General features: G+C 71.7%; 14 protein-coding genes. 5 read left to right on the top strand and 9 right to left on the bottom strand.

The window, feature by feature from the left end:
* Positions 1-89 precede the first annotated feature (89 nt).
* The 4 genes from ACIQZN_RS03620 (at position 90) to ACIQZN_RS03605 (ending at position 6,322) form a co-directional block, all read left to right on the top strand.
* Entirely contained in the window at positions 90-1,472 is a 1,383-nt protein-coding gene (locus tag ACIQZN_RS03620) for an L-serine ammonia-lyase (RefSeq protein WP_403987912.1), read from the top strand.
* A gap of 102 nt (positions 1,473-1,574) precedes the next feature.
* Positions 1,575-3,281, top strand: a complete 1,707-nt coding sequence (metG, locus tag ACIQZN_RS03615; protein ID WP_403987909.1) for a methionine--tRNA ligase — start codon at positions 1,575-1,577, stop codon at positions 3,279-3,281.
* A 195-nt stretch (positions 3,282-3,476) separates the two neighbouring features.
* Positions 3,477-4,805: an SGNH/GDSL hydrolase family protein gene (locus ACIQZN_RS03610; RefSeq protein WP_403987906.1), complete on the top strand. Its 1,329-nt coding sequence runs from the start codon at positions 3,477-3,479 to the stop codon at positions 4,803-4,805.
* Between the two features lie 536 nt (positions 4,806-5,341).
* The gene (locus ACIQZN_RS03605) at positions 5,342-6,322 is read left to right on the top strand and encodes a terpene synthase family protein (protein WP_403988443.1); all 981 of its coding nucleotides are present in this window, start codon (positions 5,342-5,344) and stop codon (positions 6,320-6,322) included.
* Between the two features lie 176 nt (positions 6,323-6,498).
* Here the strand turns inward: ACIQZN_RS03605 and ACIQZN_RS03600 are convergent, their stop codons facing one another.
* The 5 genes from ACIQZN_RS03600 to ACIQZN_RS03580 all read right to left on the bottom strand — a co-directional run bounded on the left by ACIQZN_RS03600 (position 6,499) and on the right by ACIQZN_RS03580 (position 11,495).
* Entirely contained in the window at positions 6,499-6,714 is a 216-nt protein-coding gene (locus ACIQZN_RS03600) for an EF-hand domain-containing protein (protein WP_328902496.1), read from the bottom strand.
* Between the two features lie 433 nt (positions 6,715-7,147).
* The gene (locus ACIQZN_RS03595; RefSeq protein WP_330313800.1) at positions 7,148-7,663 is read right to left on the bottom strand and encodes an ATP-binding protein; all 516 of its coding nucleotides are present in this window, start codon (positions 7,661-7,663) and stop codon (positions 7,148-7,150) included.
* 274 nt (positions 7,664-7,937) lie between these two features.
* Positions 7,938-8,705 (bottom strand): enoyl-CoA hydratase/isomerase family protein, encoded by a 768-nt coding sequence (locus ACIQZN_RS03590; RefSeq protein WP_403987901.1) that lies wholly within the window; start codon positions 8,703-8,705, stop codon positions 7,938-7,940.
* A 132-nt stretch (positions 8,706-8,837) separates the two neighbouring features.
* Positions 8,838-10,091 (bottom strand): Ig-like domain-containing protein, encoded by a 1,254-nt coding sequence (locus tag ACIQZN_RS03585; protein WP_403987898.1) that lies wholly within the window; start codon positions 10,089-10,091, stop codon positions 8,838-8,840.
* Between the two features lie 177 nt (positions 10,092-10,268).
* Complete coding sequence (locus ACIQZN_RS03580; RefSeq protein WP_403987895.1) at positions 10,269-11,495, bottom strand: Ig-like domain-containing protein; 1,227 nt, start codon at positions 11,493-11,495, stop codon at positions 10,269-10,271.
* Positions 11,496-11,647: 152 nt separating this feature from the next.
* Between ACIQZN_RS03580 and glgX the strand changes: the two genes are divergently transcribed.
* Positions 11,648-13,906: a glycogen debranching protein GlgX gene (glgX, locus tag ACIQZN_RS03575; protein WP_403987892.1), complete on the top strand. Its 2,259-nt coding sequence runs from the start codon at positions 11,648-11,650 to the stop codon at positions 13,904-13,906.
* A gap of 12 nt (positions 13,907-13,918) precedes the next feature.
* On the opposite strand, the gene ACIQZN_RS03570 is transcribed toward glgX, so the two are convergent.
* The 4 genes from ACIQZN_RS03570 to ACIQZN_RS03555 are packed head-to-tail and all read right to left on the bottom strand — an operon-like array spanning position 13,919 to position 17,600.
* Positions 13,919-14,569 carry a response regulator gene (locus tag ACIQZN_RS03570; protein WP_403987889.1) on the bottom strand — a complete coding sequence of 217 codons (651 nt, stop codon included), beginning with the start codon at positions 14,567-14,569 and terminating at the stop codon, positions 13,919-13,921.
* A gap of 23 nt (positions 14,570-14,592) precedes the next feature.
* Complete coding sequence (locus ACIQZN_RS03565) at positions 14,593-15,846, bottom strand: sensor histidine kinase (RefSeq protein ID WP_403987886.1); 1,254 nt, start codon at positions 15,844-15,846, stop codon at positions 14,593-14,595.
* A gap of 25 nt (positions 15,847-15,871) precedes the next feature.
* Entirely contained in the window at positions 15,872-16,669 is a 798-nt protein-coding gene (locus tag ACIQZN_RS03560; RefSeq protein WP_403987883.1) for an ABC transporter permease, read from the bottom strand.
* Position 16,670: 1 nt separating this feature from the next.
* Positions 16,671-17,600, bottom strand: a complete 930-nt coding sequence (locus tag ACIQZN_RS03555) for an ATP-binding cassette domain-containing protein (RefSeq protein ID WP_403987880.1) — start codon at positions 17,598-17,600, stop codon at positions 16,671-16,673.
* Positions 17,601-17,629 lie beyond the last annotated feature (29 nt).

Genomic DNA, 17,629 nt, shown 5'->3' with positions numbered 1-17,629 from the left:
ATCCCTTGTCACCCGCACTTCGGGCCGACCCGGCCCGTACCGCACTACCCGGCAGACAACGGCGTCTACCAACCCTTAGGAGTCACCCCGTGGCCATCTCGGTCTTCGACCTGTTCTCGATCGGCATCGGCCCGTCCAGCTCCCATACGGTCGGCCCCATGCGCGCGGCCCGTATGTTCGCGCGCCGGCTGAAGAACGAGGGCCTGCTCGCCCACACCGCCTCGATCCGGGCCGAGCTGTACGGCTCCCTCGGCGCCACCGGCCACGGCCACGGCACCCCCAAGGCGGTCCTGCTCGGCCTGGAGGGCGAGTCCCCGCGCACCGTGGACGTCGAGACCGCCGACGAGCGGGTCGAGGCGATCCGCTCCACCGGCCGGATCAACCTCCTCGGAATGCACGAGATCCCCTTCGACGCGGACGAGCAGCTGGTCCTGCACCGCCGCAAGGCGCTCCCGTACCACGCCAACGGCATGACCGTCTTCGCGTACGACGCCGAGGGCGCCCCGCTCCTGGAGAAGACGTACTACTCGGTCGGCGGCGGGTTCGTCGTGGACGAGGACGCCGTGGGCGAGGACCGGATCGTGCTCGACGACACGGTCCTGAAGCACCCCTTCCGCACCGGCGACGAGCTGCTGCGGCTGGCCCGCGAGACCGGTCTGTCGATCTCCTCGCTGATGCTGGAGAACGAGCGCGCCTGGCGCACCGAGGAGGAGATCCGCTCCGGGCTCCTCGGGATCTGGCGGGCCATGCAGGCGTGCGTCACGCGCGGGATGTCCCGCGAGGGCGTGCTGCCCGGCGGCCTCCGGGTGCACCGCCGCGCCGCGAAGACCGCCCGCCAGCTGCGCGCGGAGGGCGACCCCCAGACGCACGCCATGGAGTGGATCACCCTGTACGCCATGGCGGTCAACGAGGAGAACGCGGCGGGCGGCCGCGTGGTCACCGCCCCGACGAACGGCGCGGCCGGCATCATCCCGGCCGTCCTGCACTACTGGATGAACTTCGCCGCGGGCGGCTGCACGGAGGCCGAGAAGGAGGACGGCATCGTCCGCTTCCTGCTCGCGGCCGGTGCGATCGGCATGCTGTTCAAGGAGAACGCCTCCATCTCCGGCGCCGAGGTCGGCTGCCAGGGCGAGGTCGGCTCCGCCTGCTCCATGGCCGCCGGCGCCCTCGCCGAGGTCCTGGGCGGCACCCCGGAGCAGGTGGAGAACGCCGCCGAGATCGGCATGGAGCACAACCTGGGGCTCACCTGCGACCCGGTCGGCGGCCTCGTCCAGATCCCGTGCATCGAGCGCAACGGCATGGCCGCGGTGAAGGCGGTCACGGCGGCGAAGATGGCCCTGCGCGGCGACGGCAGCCACAAGGTCTCCCTCGACAAGGTCATCAAGACGATGAAGGAGACCGGCGCCGACATGAGCGTCAAGTACAAGGAGACGGCCCGGGGCGGTCTCGCGGTGAACATCATCGAGTGCTGAGGGCGCCGGAAATCCGGTAAAGGGGGGTGTCCCCGGTTCGATAGGATGCAAAACGGCCTGCGACAGAGGCACCGGCACCTTAGAAACTGGGAGCATCCGACGATGACTCGACACCTGATCACCAGCGCGCTTCCCTACATCAACGGGATCAAGCACCTGGGGAACCTGGTCGGGTCGATGCTCCCGGCGGACGTCTATACGCGGTATCTGCGCCAGCGGGGCGAGGAGGCGCTGTACATCTGCGCCACCGACGAGCACGGCACCCCGGCGGAGCTGGCCGCGAAGGCGGCCGGGCTGCCGGTGGCCGAGTTCTGCGCGCAGCAGCACGACGCGCAGAAGGCGGTCTACGACGGGTTCGGGCTCGCGTTCGACTACTTCGGGCGCAGCTCGTCCGCCCAGAACCGCGACATCACCCAGCACTTCGCCCGCAAGCTGCACGAGAACGGCTTCATCGAGGAGCGGGCGATCCGCCAGGTCTTCTCGATCGCCGACGACCGCTTCCTGCCGGACCGCTACATCGTCGGTACGTGCCCGCACTGCGGGTACGACAAGGCGCGCGGCGACCAGTGCGAGAACTGCACCCGCGTGCTCGACCCGACGGACCTGATCGAGCCGCGCTCCGCGATCAGCGGCAGCAGCGAGCTGGAGGTCCGCGAGACCAAGCACCTCTTCCTCCTCCAGTCGAAGCTGTCCGGCGAGGTCGAGGCGTGGATCGACGAGACCAGCGACGAGTGGCCGCACCTGGCGTCCTCGATCGCCCGCAAGTGGCTCACCGAGGGCCTGCACGACCGGTCGATCACCCGTGACCTGGAGTGGGGCGTGCCCGTCCCGGCCGACACCTGGCCGGAGCTGGCGGCCGAGGGCAAGGTCTTCTACGTCTGGTTCGACGCCCCCATCGAGTACGCCGGGGCGACGAAGGAGTGGGCGGACCTGGACCCGGAGACCCGGGACTGGAAGTCCTGGTGGTACGAGGCGTCCGACGTCCGGTACACGCAGTTCATGGCCAAGGACAACGTCCCGTTCCACACGGTGATGTTCCCGGCGATGCAGATCGGCACCCGGGAGCCGGTCAAGCGGGTCGACCACGTCAAGGCGTTCAACTGGCTGAACTACTACGGCGGCAAGTTCTCGACGTCGCAGCAGCGCGGCATCTTCTCGGACACGGCTCTTGAGCTGCTGCCCGCCGACTACTGGCGCTACTTCCTGATGGCGCAGGCCCCGGAGTCGGACGACACGTCGTTCACCTGGGAGCTGTTCGCCACCTCGGTCAACAAGGACCTGGCCGACACCCTCGGCAACTTCGTGAACCGGGTGCTGTCCTTCTCGCGCAAGCGGTTCGGCGACGAGGTCCCGGCGGGCAAGGAGGCCGGGGAGGCCGAGCGGAAACTGGGCGAGGAGATCGCGCGGCTGCTCGCGGAGTACGAGGGCCACATGGAGGCGCTCCAGTTCCGCAAGGCGGCCCAGGCGCTGCGCGCGCTGTGGAGCGCGGGCAACTCCTACCTGGAGGAGAAGGCCCCCTGGCTGGAGATCAAGACCGATCAGGAGGGTGCCGCGCTCACCCTGCGCACCGCGATGAACCTGATCCACCTGTACGCGGTCGTCTCGGAGCCGTTCATCCCGTCCTCCGCGCGGGCCATGCGCGAGGCGTTCGCCCTGGCGGACGACACGGCGACCTGGGTGGGCGCCGACGAGGCCCGCGCCCTGGCGTCCGTGCCGGCCGGGACCGCCTTCACGGTGCCGCCGGTGCTCTTCGCCAAGATCACCGACGAGGACCTGGAGGCGTGGCGCTCGCGCTTCGGCGCCCAGTAGTCCCGCACAGTCGTACGTCGTCGCCCGGCCGGGTCCTTCCGGCCGGGCGACTTCGCGTTCCGGGGCCCTCATCCCCGTATTCTCGAAACATTTCGAACCGTTGACCGAAAGTTCCGGTGGCGCTAGCCTGCCGCATGCCCGGCCGGGGCACGCACGTGTGCATGGAGAAACCCGACACGCAGAGGGAACACCGCCATGAACCGAAGAACGTCGCTCCTCAGCCTGATCACCGCGGGGGCGCTCTGCGCGACCCTCGCCGCCGTCTCCCCGGCCCTCGGCGCCGGTGACGGGCACTCCGGCGGCGCGCCCGGCCCCCGGGAACGCGGCGCGCACTGGGTCGGCACCTGGACGTCCATGCCGCAGCTGACGGAGCCGTCGAACATGCCCCCGGCGCCCTTCACCGGCGACGACTCCGTGCTGACGGACACGACGCTGCGGCAGACCGTGCACGTCTCGGCGGGCGGCGACCACATCCGGCTGCGGTTCTCCAACGCGTTCGGCGGCGCGGTGCTGCCCATCACCGAGGTCTCCGTGGCCCTCCCGCTGGACGGGAAGGCGGGGACCGGGGCGATCCGGCCGGGGACCTCGCGCAAGGTGACCTTCCGGGGCTCGGCGTCCATCGACGTACCGGCCGGGGCGCAGGCGGTCTCCGACCCGCTGGACTTCCGGGTCGCCCCGGGGTCCAACCTCACGGCGACGGTCTACCTGGCGACCGGGCAGGCGTCGACCGCCCTCACCTCGCACCCGGGGTCCCGCACCACCTCGTACCTGCTGCGCGGCGACCACGTACGGGACGGGGACCTGCCCGGCGCGACGACCACCGACCACTGGTACCTGCTCAGCGGGGTCGAGGTGTGGGCCCGGGGCACCACGTCGACGACGGCCGTGCTCGGGGACTCGCTGACGGACGGCCGGGGCTCCACGACCAACGGAAACGACCGCTGGCCGGACGTGCTCCAGCGGCGGCTGACGGACCGCACCTCCGTGGTCAACCAGGCGGCCGGCGGCAACCGGCTGCTCGCCGACGGCCTGGGCCCCAACGGACTGGCCCGGCTCGACCGCGACGTCCTGGCGCAGAGCGGGACGGACCGGCTGATCGTCTTCGAGGGCGTCAACGACATCGGTACCGCGGAGGCCACCCCGGCGGCCCAGAAGCGCACGGCCGAGGCTGTCATCACCGCGTACGACCAGATCATCACCCGCGCCCACGCGCAGGGCATCCGGGTGTACGGGGCGACGCTGACGCCCTTCGGCGGCAATACGGACTACGACGATCCGGACGGGTACCGCGAGGAGGCCCGCCGTACGGTCAACACCTGGATACGCACCAGCGGCCGGTTCGACGCGGTGCTGGACTTCGACCGGGCGGCCCGCGACCCGCACCGGCCCACCGCGCTCCGCGCCTCCCTGGACGTCGGTGACCATCTGCACCTGAACCCGGCCGGCTACCGGGCCCTCGCCGAGGCGGTCCCGGCCCGGCTGTTCGAGCCGTCGCCGCTCCCGGCGGGCTTCGGCTACAACTGACCGGCCGTCCGACTCCTGCGCGGCCCAGGAGTGCGCCAACTGCTCATAACCGCGCAGGAGTTCTTGTCGATCACACATTTTCGGTCACCTGCTCCTTCCCTCCCTCGCTCATGGGGAGTTCACTGGACGTGACGAGTGGTGACGCGACAGCCGAGCACGTCAGGCGGCGCGCTGCCCGGCCCGCGCGGAGGAGAGAGGACAGCCATGCCAGCCTCCACTCCCCCGGCACGCCCACGGCGTGATCCGGCCGTGCGGGCCGCATACGGCCGTCCGGAGCGGGCGGGCGGGTTTCCCCCGGTGACCGCCCGTCGCACCCACGCCGGTCCGCCGGTGCGGCGGTCGTCGTCGCGGCCGGCCCGCGATCCCGCCGCGCTCCCGCCGTGCCGGTGCGGGCCGCTGCCGCACGGCCGTGGGCACGTCCGCCATTCGTCGCCGCGCGTTCCGCGTGCGCGTATCCGTCTCGCGCATCCCCCTGCCCTGTTCTTATCGTCACGACGAGGTGCACCATGAGCAAGATCGCGCTTCCCGAATTCCACATGCCGTTCGAAAGTGCGGGGTGTCATCCGGGAGTGGAGAAGACGAAGAAGGCCGCCTGGGAATGGGCGGAGGCCAGTGAACTCGTCCTGTCACCCGTGGCCGTGAAGAAAATGATCAGAACCCGCCCGGAGCTCTGGATCTCGCTGATATTCCCCCGGGCCTCGCAGAAACATCTGGACCTTTTCTGCCAGTGGCTCTTCTGGGCCTTCCTGGTGGACGACGAGTTCGACGACGGCCCGGCCGGGCGCGACCCCCGGCTCTGCGAGAGCGCGATCGGGCGTCTGGTGGACGTCCTGGACGGGGTGCGGGCGCCCGTGGGCCGCATGGAGCACGCGCTGGACGAACTGCTCGCCCGGACCTGCGTGGACCGCCCGGCGCACTGGGTGCGGCAGTTCCGGCGGGACACGGCCGCCTGGCTGTGGACGTACTACGCGGAAGCCGTGGACCGGGCGGCGGGACATGTGCCGAGCACCGCCGACTTCGTGAAGCACCGCCGCGATTCCGTGGCGATGCAGCCGTTCCTGGATCTGCACGAGATCACCGCCGGAATCGACCTCCCGGAATCCGCCCGGAGCCTGCCCGCCTATATCGCGCTGCGCAATGCGGTGGCCGACCATTCCGGGCTCTGCAACGACATCTGCTCGTTCGAGAAGGAGGCCGTGCTCGGATACGAGCACAACACCGTCCGGCTGCTCCAGCGCGACCGGGGCTGCTCACTCCAGGAGGCGGTGGAGGAAGCCGGAATTCTGCTCGGCCGTATCGCCGACCGGGTGCAGCGCGCCGAGAAGGAACTCGTGCAGGAGATCGAGGCGGCGGGAATCGAGGGCCCGACGCGTATCGCGCTGGAGCGCTGCGTCCTGGACTACCGGGGGCTCGTACGGGGGGACTTCGACTACCACGCCCGGGCCGAGCGCTACACCCGCCCGGAGCTGACGGAGATCGAGGAGGACGGCGCGATGTCCCGCAACTTCGCGGCCTGACGGGCCGGAGCGGGGGTGGGCGGGGGGCGACCGGGACGGGCGCGCGGGGCCGCGTCAGCGATTTCCGGACATTTCTCGCCGCACCGACCCCCGCGCCGCCGAGCGGAGGCCGGGGAAGGCGCCGGTGGCCGGAACCAGCGGCCCAGGAGCCTGTCCCGGATCCGGCCTTGCTCCGCTCAGCCCTTGTTCTGCGCGGCCCAGAACTCGTCGAACGTGAGGAGCCCGTCGCCGTTCGCGTCGTGGGAGTTGATCACGGCCTGCGCGACCGGCTCGCTGACGTACGGGTCACCCAGCTGGGCCATGACGCTCTTGTACTCGGCGGCCGAGATCAGCCCGTCGCCGTTCAGGTCGTACCGCTCGAACGCCTTGCGCGCCGACTCGATGTCCGCCACTGTTCCGCCCCTTCGTATGACTGTCTGACGGGGCTCAGATTATCCGGCGCCCCGGGCGGGCCGATGCGTGGGAGGGGCAGCGAACCGGCACACACCGTCCACATCGTGGACGATCAATGGATCATGCGTGTGAACTCATGAATACTCATCGATTTCCAGGCACGTGACCGACCACACCTGCGTTTCTTCGATGAAATGTCCGGATGTGTAGCGATATGCCGCGAATACGGCTTTGGCTGGGGAGTCTTCCGTCTGTCATAGTCGGTGGCACGACCCCCATTGACCCGGGCCAGGTCGTCATGAGCGGCCGTGAACACACCCCCCATTTCACGGTCCCCCACAGAAGCCCCCGAGGCGCCGCACCACGGCCGACACGGGGGCTTCTGTCTGCCCGGGCGGCCCGCGACGTCCTCGAAATCCGCGCACAACGGGGTCAGCGGTCGGAGATGCGCATCTCGAACCAGGTGGTCTTGCCCCGGGGTAAGAGGTCCACGCCCCAGCGGTCGGAGAGCTTGTCCACGAGCATGAGGCCCCGGCCGCTGATGTCCATCTCGCGGACCGGCATGAGGCACGGCAGTCCGCGCGAGGGGTCGCGCACCTCGATCCTGATCCAGCCGCGGCGGCGCAGCATGCGCAGTCCGAAGACGCGGGCCCCGGTGTGCCGGACGGCGTTGCCGACGAGCTCGGAGACGAGCAGGACGGCGTGCTCGGCGGCCTGCGGGGAGAGCGCCCACTGATGCAGGACCACGCACGAGGTGAGTCGGCGGGCGGTGGCCGCGGACTCCGGGCGGGAGGGCAGCCTTACTTCTTCCTCCGTCGGGTTTCCGAACAACTCCAGCGCTTTGAACGCCTGTTCGTCCTCGACGGCCGGCAATCTCCGTGCCGCTGTCGCGCTGCTGCGCGGTCGCGGCTGCTCCACACCCTCCAGGCCCGCCATGCACACCATCATGGCCGCACAGCGGGCCTTCCGGGGCCGTTCCGAGGGAATACGCGACCCGTAATCAGGTGCTCCCCGAGGGCCATTCGGCATATGCCAGCGGCACTGCGCCACCAAAAACAGCCCATCTGACCTGGGAAAACAATCCCTCCGGTCGGGTTCGTCGACGCCCCCGGCGCGGCATCTCTTAAGGTTCCCTTAAGGTTCCGCTAATCCGCCCGCACGGATGAACGCGCCGGTTCGCGTTCTCCACCGGCGTTCGGTCGGGGCTTCAACCAACTGTCGGTCAGAGGAACTTCGCCTTGCCCGGGCCCTCCTCCACGAAGCTGCGCATTCCGCGTTCCCGGTCCTCCGTGGCGAACAGACCGGCGAACCAGGTCCGTTCGATCGTGAGGCCCGTGTCGATGTCCGTCTCCAGGCCGGCGTCGACGGCCTCCTTGGCCGCGCGCAGCGCCAGCGCCGGTCCCTTCGCCAGCCTGGCCGCCCAGGCGTGCGCCTGCTCGTACACCTCGGCGGCGGGCACCACGCGGTCCACGAGCCCCATCGTCAGGGCCTCGTCCGCCTTCACGTGGCGGCCGGTGAAGATGAGGTCCTTGGCCTTGGCGGGGCCGACCAGCCGGGCGAGCCGCTGGGTGCCGCCGGCGCCCGGGATGAGGCCGAGCAGGATCTCCGGCTGGCCGAGCCTGGCGTTGTCCCCGGCGATGCGGAAGTCGGCGCAGAGGGCCAACTCGCAGCCGCCGCCGAGCGCGTAGCCGGTGACGGCCGCGACGACGGGCTTGGGGATGCGGGCGACGGCGGTGAAGGAGTCCTGGAGGGCCTTGGAGCGCAGCACCATGGCCGCGTGGTCCATCGCCTGCATCTCCTTGATGTCCGCGCCCGCCGCGAACACCTTCTCGCCGCCGTAGAGCACCACGGCGCGCACGTCGTCGCGCCGGGACGCCTCTTCGGCGAGCTCGCGCAGCCGGTCCTGGGTCGCGACGTCCAGGGCGTTCATCGGCGGGCGGTCCAGGCGGATGGTGCCGACGCCGTCGCTTACTTCGAGGGTTACGGTCATGGGGTGCAGGTTAACCAACGCTAACCGCCGGCGGCACGGGCCGGGGGCGGTGCCGTGCGTCACGGCGGACGCGGGCGGGCCCGGCACCGTGGATCTCGGTGCCGGGCCCGCCGGGGTGTGCGGAGCGGGGACCTACTTGGTCCACTCCGACCAGCTCATGTTCCAGCCGTTGAGGCCGTTGTCCGGGCTGATGGTCTTGTCGTGCGAGTTCTTCACGACGACGACGTCGCCGATGAGCGAGTTGTTGAAGAACCAGGCCGCCGGGGTGGAGGAGCTGCCGCCGCCGCGCACGTCCTGGAGGCCGACGCAGCCGTGGCTGGTGTTGGCGTTGCCGAAGACCCCCGGGCCGCCCCAGTAGTTGCCGTGGATGAAGGTGCCCGAGGTCGACAGGCGCATCGCGTGCGGCACGTCCTTGATGTCGTACTCGCCGCCGAAGCCGACGGTGTCGCCGTTCATCCGGGTCACCCGCAGCTTCTCGCTGATGACCATCTCGCCGTTGTACGTGGTGGTGGCCGGGGCGCCCGCCGAGATCGGGATGTCCTTGATCTGCTTGTCGTCCCGGACGACCTTCATCCGGTGCGTCTTCGCGTCGACGGTGCTGACCTGGCTGCGCCCGATGGTGAAGGAGACCGTCTTGGCCTGCTTGCCGTAGACCCCGGGCCGGCCCTCGACGCCGTCGAGGTTGAGCTTCACGGTGACCTTGGTGCCGGCGGCCCAGTAGTGCTCGGGCCGGAAGTCCAGGCGGTCGTTGCCGAACCAGTGGCCCTCGACGGGGACGGCCGGCTCGGCGGTCACCTCGATGGCCTTCTCGACGGCCGCCGGGTCGGTGATGCCGCGCGTGAAGTGGATGGAGACCGGCATGCCGACGCCGACCGTCGAGCCGTCCTCCGGGGTGTACTGCCCGATGAAGGTGTTCTTCGGGACGAGCGTGGTGAAGGAGGTGTCCTTCGCGGACTCAAGGCCCTTGGCGTCCTTGGCCACCGCGTGGACCTTGTACTTGGTCGCCGATGCCAGGTGCTGGTCGGGCACCCAGCTCGCGCCGTCCGCCGCGATCTTCCCCTCGACCTCGCCGCCCTTGGGGTCCGAGACCTTGACGACCGTCAGCTTCCCCTGCGCGGCGCTGATCTTCAGCGCGCCGCTCGTCGCGACGTCGTCGGTCCCGTCCTTGGGCGCGACGGTCACCACGGCCTGCGAGGCGCTGGTGTCCTGGTCCTTGACCCCGCCCGCCTTGCCGTCCGCGCTCCCCGCGTCGGCGTCTCCCCCGCCGCACGCCGTCACCAGAAGCAACAGCGCACCCACCGCCAGGGCCGGCAGACCGGTGGCTCCCCGAAGCCGCCGCCTGCCGCCCGTCCCGGCCGATGTCCCCGATATCGGCTGCCCGTTCAATGTGGTCGTCTCCCCTCACACGGCCTGGCCCCGCCAAGGCCCGGGGAACCCGTGGGTTCCCGCCCCCGCGCACTGCACACGCGCGCTCAGCAGAGAGATAATCACACCGACTGCGGGCAGATCCTCTCGGAATTGTCACCGTTCCGTCCCAAGTGGCCCCAGGTCCGGGCCGCTCCGCTACCGGAGCGCGGAACCCGCCCGCCACTTGGCCCAGTCCAGGTTCCAGCCGCCGAGTCCGTTGTCCGGTGCGACCGTCTTGTCCGGGGAGTTGACGACCTCGACCACGTCCCCGATGAGGGTGCGGTCGAAGAACCAGCCGGCCGGGGTCGAGCCGCTGCCGCCCTGGACGTCGCGCAGCCCGATGCAGCCGTGGCTGACGTTGGTGGAGCCGAAGACATCGTCGTCGGACCAGTAGTTGCCGTGGAGGAAGGTGCCGGACTTGGTCAGCCGGATGGCGTGCGGCACGTCCTTGATGTCGTACTCGCCGCCGTAGCCGACGGTCCGGCCGTCCATCCGCGTCACCTCGTGCATCTCGCTCACCACCATCTTGCCGTTGTACGTGGTGGTCGTCGGGGAACCCGCGGTTACCGGGACCGTGGAGACCAGCTGCCCGTCCCTGCGCACCTCCATCGTGTGCGAGGCGGAGTCCACCCGGGAGATCTGCTCCCGGCCCACCGTGAAGCGCACGGTCTTGCGCTGGCTGCCGTACACCCCCGGCGCACCCTCCACGTCCGCCAGCCCGATGTCCACCGTGACCTCGGTGCCGGGCCGCCAGTACTCCTCGGGGCGGAAGTCCAGGCGGCTCTTCCCGAACCAGTGCCCGGCCACGGCGACCGGCGGATCGGCGGTCACCCGGATCGCCCGCTCCACCGCCCCCCGCCGGGTGACGGGCCGGTTGAACTCGAAGGAGACGATCATCCCGGTGCCCACGGTCGAGCGGTTCTCCGGCTTGAAGTACCCGATGAAGCGGTCCTTGGGGACGGCGGTGGTGAAGGTGGTGTGCCGGGCCGCGCGGTGGCCGCCGCCGTCCACCGCGACCGCGTCGACGCTGTACTTGGCGGCAAGACCCAGTCGCGCCCCCTTCGCCGGCGCCCAGGAGTGGCCGTCCTCGGCGATCCGGCCCGGCACCTCCTGCTCCTGCGCGTCCTCGATCCGCCGCACCCGGACGCTCTCCAGCCGGCCGTCCGGGACCTCCACCCCGACCCGGCCGTCCGCCCGGACGTCCTCGGCCCGGTCGGCGGGCGTGACCCGGATGGCCTCCTGCGGCTTCCCCTTCCCGCCGATGAACGAACCGGCGCCCGAACAGCCCGTCAGCACGGCCAGCAGCGCCAGTACGGCGAGCAGGCACCGGCCGGGCGGTGCGGCGAACGGGCGCGTCCCTGCCTTCTTCGCTACGTGAGTCATGTCCCCCCAACGACGGGGGCCGCTCGGGGGAAACGTGAGTGCGGGCCGCCCGGTGGGCAGAACAGAGGGGACGGCCGCACTCGGGGAGCCGCGGCCGGGACGCCGCACACCCCCTTCCGGTGCCGGTCCCACGAGCCGCGGGAGGCGAGCAGGTGTCGAGCGCAGCCGAGCAGGAAGCAGTACGGAAGACGGACGCGGGGACGGCGGCCGGGACCGCCGGGGCCGTGGTGGAGGCGGTCGCCGCCGTCGCGCCCGGACCGCGCCCGCCCGCGGTGTGGCCGGGGGCGCCGATGCCGCTCGGTGCCCGCTTCAGGACCGGCCCCGACGGGGTCGCGGGCACCAATTTCGCGCTCTGGGCGGGCGGCGCGGAGGCCGTCGAGCTGTGCCTCTTCGACGAGGACGGCACGGAGACCCGCCTCCCCCTGACCGAGCTCACCCACGAGGTCTGGCACGGCTTCGTGCCCGGGGTGCGGCCGGGCCGGCGGTACGGATACCGGGTGCACGGCCGGTGGGACCCGTGGACGGGCGCCCGGTGGAACCCGGCGAAGCTACTGCTCGATCCGTACGCCCGGGCCGTGGACGGCGAATTCACCCTTCCGGCCGAGGTGTACGGCCATGTGAGGGACTGGCCCGACCAGCGGTCCGCGGACACCGTGCGGGACGAACGGGACTCCGCCCCGTACGTACCGAAGGGGGTCGTCGTCCACGACGACGACGACTGGGCCGACGACCGCAGGCCCAAGACGCCGTGGGCGGACTCCGTCATCTACGAGCTGCACGTGAAGGGGTTCACCAGGCGGCACCCCGGCATCCCGGAGGAGCTGCGCGGCACCTACGCCGGGCTCGCCCACCCGGCGGCGATCGGGCATCTGAAGGACCTCGGGGTGACGGCGGTGGAGCTGCTGCCGGTGCACCAGTTCGCGCACGAGGACCATCTGCTGCGGCGCGGCCTGCGCAACTACTGGGGCTACAACTCCATCGGCTACTTCGCCCCGCACGCCGGCTATTCGGCGAGCGGCACGACGGGCGGCCAGGTCGGCGAGTTCAAGCGGATGGTGCGCGCGCTGCACGACGCGGGCATCGAGGTCATCCTCGACGTCGTCTACAACCACACCGCGGAGGCGGGCGAGCTGGGCCCGATGCTGTCGCTGCGCGGCATCGACAACCGGGGCTACTACCGCCTCCAGGCCGACGCCCGCCGGTACGCGGACTACACCGGCTGCGGCAACACCCTGCACGTCGTCCAGCCGAACGTGCTGCGGCTCATCACGGACTCGCTGCGGTACTGGGTGACCGAGATGGGCGTGGACGGCTTCCGCTTCGACCTGGCGGCGGCGCTCGCCCGCTCCATGCACGACGTGGACATGCTCTCGCCGTTCCTCGCGGTGATCGCCCAGGACCCGGTGCTGCGCCGGGTCAAGCTCATCGCCGAGCCGTGGGACGTGGGCAACGGGGGCTACCAGGTGGGTGCGTTCCCGCCGCTGTGGACGGAGTGGAACGACCACTACCGGGACGCCGTACGGGACTTCTGGCGCGGCGCGCTGCCGGACGTACGGGACCTCGGCTACCGGCTGACCGGGTCGAGCGATCTGTACGCGTGGGGCGGGCGCCGCCCGTACGCCTCGGTCAACTTCGTCACCGCGCACGACGGGTTCACCCTGCGCGACCTGGTGAGCTACCAGGAGAAGCACAACGAGGCCAACGGCGAGGAGAACCGGGACGGCACCTCGGACAACCGGGCGTGGAACTGCGGGGCCGAGGGCGAGACGGAGGACGCGGACGTCAACGCGCTGCGCCGCCGCCAGCTGCGCAACCTGCTGACCACGCTGCTCCTGTCGACCGGGGTGCCGATGCTGGTCGCGGGCGACGAGATGGGGCGTACGCAGGGCGGCAACAACAACGCGTACTGCCAGGACAACGAGATCGGCTGGGTGGACTGGTCGCTGCTCGACCAGCCGGAGTGGCGGGAGCTGGCCGCGCTGACCGCGCGGGTGCTCGCGCTGCGCCACCGCCATCCGGTGCTGCGCCGCCGGGCGTTCTTCTCCGGGCGGCCGCAGGCCCCGGACGGGCTGCGGGACCTGGCGTGGTTCACCAGCGCGGGCGCGGAGATGACCGAGTCCGACTGGTACGCGCCGGCCGCGACGGTCGGGCTCTACCTCTCCGGCCGGGACATCCCGGGGCGGGACGCGCGCGGGGAGCAGGTGACCGACGACAGCTTCCTGGCCGTGCTGCACGCGGGCCACGAACCGGCGGACTTCCTGCTGCCGGGTCCGCCGTGGGCCCAGGCGTACGAACTGGTCCTGGACACCTCGCGCGAGGGCCAGGCCGACCCCCCGGGCACGGTGCACCGGGGCGGCGAGCGGCTGACGGTGCCGGAGCGGTCGGTGCTGCTGCTGCGCGTGCGGGAGTGAGGGGCCGGGCCCTCAGCCGAGGATGCCGCGGTCGTAGCCCGTCGCCACGGCGGCGGCGCGGTCCTTGGCGCCCAGCTTGGCGAAGAGGTGGGTGAGGTGGGTCTTCACGGTGGCCTCGCTGATGAACAGCTCGGCGGCGATCTCCCGGTTGGAGGTGCCCCGGGCGACGAGCCTCAGCACCTCGCGCTCGCGGGCGGACAGCGTCTCGTTGCCGGGGGCGGCCGGGGCGCGGACCGCCGAGACGAGCCGGGACGCGACGGCCGGGGAGAGCACGGTCCGGCCCTCGGCGGCGGCCCGGACGGCGGTGAACAGCTCCTCGCGGGGCGCGTCCTTGAGGAGGTAGCCGGTCGCGCCCGCCTCGATCGCGGGGAGGGTGTCGGAGTCGGTGTCGTACGTGGTGAGGACGAGGACCTTGGAGCGGGCGCCGCGCCGGGTCAGCTCGGTGATCGCGGCGACCCCGCCGCCGCCCGGCATGCGCAGGTCCATGAGCACCACGTCGGGGTCGAGCCGGAAGGCCATCTCGACGCCCTCGACCCCGTCGGCCGCCTCGCCGAGCACCCGGAACTCCGGTGCGGAGGCGAACATCCCGCGCAGCCCGTCCCGTACGACGGGGTGGTCGTCGACGACGATCAGGGTGATGACGCGCGCGGGTTCCCGGTCCATGACGGACACCGTACGGGACGGGTTCAGGAGAGCGGCACCAGTGGGACGCGGGCGCTGACGGCCGTGCCCAGGCCCGGTCCGGTCTCCACCTCGACGGTGCCCGCGATGCGTTCGGCGCGCGAGCGCATGCCGCCGAGGCCGAACCCTCCCGCGCCCCGGTACGGGGGCAGCGCGGCCGGGTCGAAGCCGCGGCCGTCGTCGCGGACGTCGAGCGTGATCTCGTCGCCCATGTACGACAGGGTGACCCCGGCCCGGGACGCCTCGGCGTGCCGGCCTGCGTTCGCGAGGGCCTCCTCGGCTATGCGGAGCAGGGTGGCGCCGACCTCGTCGTGCAGGGGCACGACGCTCCCGGTGACGGTGAACTCGGCGCGCACCCCGGTGCGCTGGGACCAGGTGGCGACGGTCTTCCTGAGCGCGCCGGGCAGGTCGTCGTGTTCGAGGGCGGCCGGCAGCAGGTTGTGCACCGAGCGGCGGGCCTCGCCGAGGCTGTGCCGGGCGAGCGCTGCGGCCCGTACGAGGTGGTCGCGGGCGAGGTCCGGGGCGGTGTCGGCGGTGGAGGTGGCGGCCTGGAGCTGGGCGATGATGCCGGTGAGGCCCTGCGCGATGGTGTCGTGGATCTCGGCGGCCAGCCGGCTCCGCTCGTCGGCCACCCCGGCCTCGCGGGCCTGCACGAGGAGTTGCGCGTGCAGCCCGGCGTTCTCCGCGAGGGCCTGTTCCAGGCGGGCGTTGGCGGTCTCCAGGGCGGTGATGGTCTCGGTGCGGGCCCGGTCCTGCTCGGCCTCCCGCTCCCCGATCTGGGCGAAGACCATGGTGAGGGTGACGTGCACGGCGAGGACGATGCCGAAGACGATCCAGTTCATCAGGGTGGCGGGCGGCAGGGTGCTGCCGCTCTGGGCGCCCGCCATGATGACGGCGACCGCGAGCAGCCCGGGCCGGACGCCGCGTGGCGGGAGGACCCGTCCGGCGTCGAAGTAGCCGAGCACCGCGTAGATGGAGAAGAACGGGTTGCACCAGGTGAGCGCGAGGGTCAGCAGGGTGCGGGCGGTGAAGTAGCAGACGCCCGCCGCAGGTCCGGCGGTGGGCGCGCTCCGGGACCACCACAGCTGGAGGCCGAGCGCCGCCGGCAGGAGTACGGCGACGGCGCGTTCGTCGGCCGGGGACATGACGAGGTTCCGGGTGACCGCCGAGACGACGGCGGCCAGGCCGAGCAGCCCGTACGGGCCGTACCGGAAGAACCGGCCCCACCACTGCTCGGCCGTCGTGACGTGTGCGCTCATACGGAGCAGTCTCCCCCGGCCCCCGCTACTGCCACCTGAACGTGCGGATCGCGGTCCACCCGGCGGCGAGGGCCCAGGCGGCGACCGCGCCGAGGTAGGCCCAGGACGGCCAGTCGCCCCGGGCGGCCTGGGCCAGGGCCTGGGAGGCGGCGCCGAAGGGGGTGGCCTGGACGATGCGGCGGAGTGCGTCGGGCATGGTCTGGACGGGGACCCAGACGCCCGCCGTGAACATCATGGAGAAGTAGACCAGCGAGCCCGCGGCGGCGGCGATCTTCGTCGTACGCGAGAGCGCGCAGATCAGCGAGCCGATGGCGAGGACGCAGGCGACCGCGAGCAGCAGCGCCAGCAGATAGCCGAACGGCTGGTCCGGCAGCCGCACTCCGTAGGCGATCCGGCCCACGGCGACGACCAGCAGGGCGGAGAGGAGCGCGGCCGCGCCGTGCAGGGCGATCTGCGCGCCGAGCAGCGCGGAAGGCCTCACCGGTGTGGTGGACATCCGGCGCAGGATGCCGCGTTCGCGGTAGCCGGTGAGGACGGGCGGCATCGCCTGGAGCCCGGACATGATCAGGGCGAGAAGCACCGCGACGGGCACGTACAGGTCGATGACTCGGCGGCCGCCGAGTCCGTCGTCGTGCGCCCGGAAGGAGGGGACGAGGCCGAGGATCGTCAGGAGCACGGTCGGGAAGACCACGATCCAGAACAGGCTGCCCGGTTCGCGCAGGAAGAGCCGGGTCTCCGCCTTGAGGACGGCGAGCGTCGCGCCGGGCACGGCGGTGCGGGGCGCGGCGGCGGGGGCGGTGGGTGCGGTGTGCGCTGTGGCCATCTCAGGCTGCCCGTTCTGTGCGGCCGGGCCCGTCGGCGGGGCCGGTGAGGTCGAGGAAGGCGTCGTCCAGGGTGGCCTCGGAGACGCGCAGGCGGTGGGCGGTGACGCGGAGCCGGGCGAGCAGCGAGATCACGGCGTTGACGGTCTCGTCGGTGCCGTTGATGACGACCCGGCCGCCCTCGGTCTCGTACGACACCGCGCCGGGCAGGCCCGCGAGTTCGGCTTCGGGCAGCGGCTCGGAGGGCGTGAAGGAGATGACGGTCGAGCCGTCGGCGCCGGCGACGAGGCCGGCGGAGGTGTCGAGCGCGACGACGCGGCCCCGGTCGATGACGGCGATGCGGTCGCAGAGGCGCTGGGCCTCCTCCATGAAGTGGGTGACGAGCACGACGGTGACCCCGCCGTCGCGGATGTCCTCGATCAGCTGCCAGGTGTCGCGCCGGGCCCTCGGGTCCAGGCCGGTGGTCAGCTCGTCCAGGATGACCACGCGGGGCCGGCCGACGAGGGCGAGCGCGATGGACAGCCGTTGCTTCTGGCCGCCGGAGAGCTTGTGGAAACGGGTGTCCAGCTTGGCGTCCAGGCCGAGCCGTTCGGCGAGCGGGCGCCAGTCGGCGGGCCGGGGGTAGAAGGCGCTGTACAGGTCGAGCGCCTCGCGTACGGTGATCTTGGTCTGGAGTTCGCTCTCCTGGAGCTGGGTGCCGAGCAGCCCGGTCACCCGGTCGCGGTCGGCGACCGGGTCGAGCCCGGCGACCCGGACGGTGCCCGCGTCGGGGACCCGCAGGCCCGCGACGCACTCGACGGTGGTGGTCTTGCCCGCGCCGTTGGGGCCGAGAATCCCGAAGATCTCCCCCTCGTCGACGGCGAAGGTGACGCCGTCGACCACGGGGCGGCCGGCGTAGGACTTGCGCACCCCGTTCGCTTCGATGATTGCCATGGCACCGAGCATCGGCGCGACGGGCCCGC

Source organism: Streptomyces sp. NPDC097595 (assembly GCF_044761525.1).
GTDB classification, from domain to species: Bacteria; Actinomycetota; Actinomycetes; order Streptomycetales; family Streptomycetaceae; genus Streptomyces; species Streptomyces drozdowiczii_A.
This window is presented reverse-complemented; position numbering and strand designations above follow the sequence as displayed.

Excerpts from the sequence above, each read along its gene's own strand:
- metG (WP_403987909.1), top strand. The coding sequence starts at position 1,575 with ATGACTCGACACCTGATCACCAGCGCGCTTCCCTACATCAACGGGATC.
- ACIQZN_RS03610 (WP_403987906.1), top strand. The coding sequence starts at position 3,477 with ATGAACCGAAGAACGTCGCTCCTCAGCCTGATCACCGCGGGGGCGCTC.
- ACIQZN_RS03605 (WP_403988443.1), top strand. The coding sequence starts at position 5,342 with ATGCCGTTCGAAAGTGCGGGGTGTCATCCGGGAGTGGAGAAGACGAAG.
- ACIQZN_RS03595 (WP_330313800.1), bottom strand. The coding sequence starts at position 7,663 with ATGATGGTGTGCATGGCGGGCCTGGAGGGTGTGGAGCAGCCGCGACCG.
- ACIQZN_RS03590 (WP_403987901.1), bottom strand. The coding sequence starts at position 8,705 with ATGACCGTAACCCTCGAAGTAAGCGACGGCGTCGGCACCATCCGCCTG.
- ACIQZN_RS03580 (WP_403987895.1), bottom strand. The coding sequence starts at position 11,495 with ATGACTCACGTAGCGAAGAAGGCAGGGACGCGCCCGTTCGCCGCACCG.
- ACIQZN_RS03570 (WP_403987889.1), bottom strand. The coding sequence starts at position 14,569 with ATGGACCGGGAACCCGCGCGCGTCATCACCCTGATCGTCGTCGACGAC.
- ACIQZN_RS03565 (WP_403987886.1), bottom strand. The coding sequence starts at position 15,846 with ATGAGCGCACACGTCACGACGGCCGAGCAGTGGTGGGGCCGGTTCTTC.
- ACIQZN_RS03560 (WP_403987883.1), bottom strand. The coding sequence starts at position 16,669 with ATGGCCACAGCGCACACCGCACCCACCGCCCCCGCCGCCGCGCCCCGC.
- ACIQZN_RS03555 (WP_403987880.1), bottom strand. The coding sequence starts at position 17,600 with ATGGCAATCATCGAAGCGAACGGGGTGCGCAAGTCCTACGCCGGCCGC.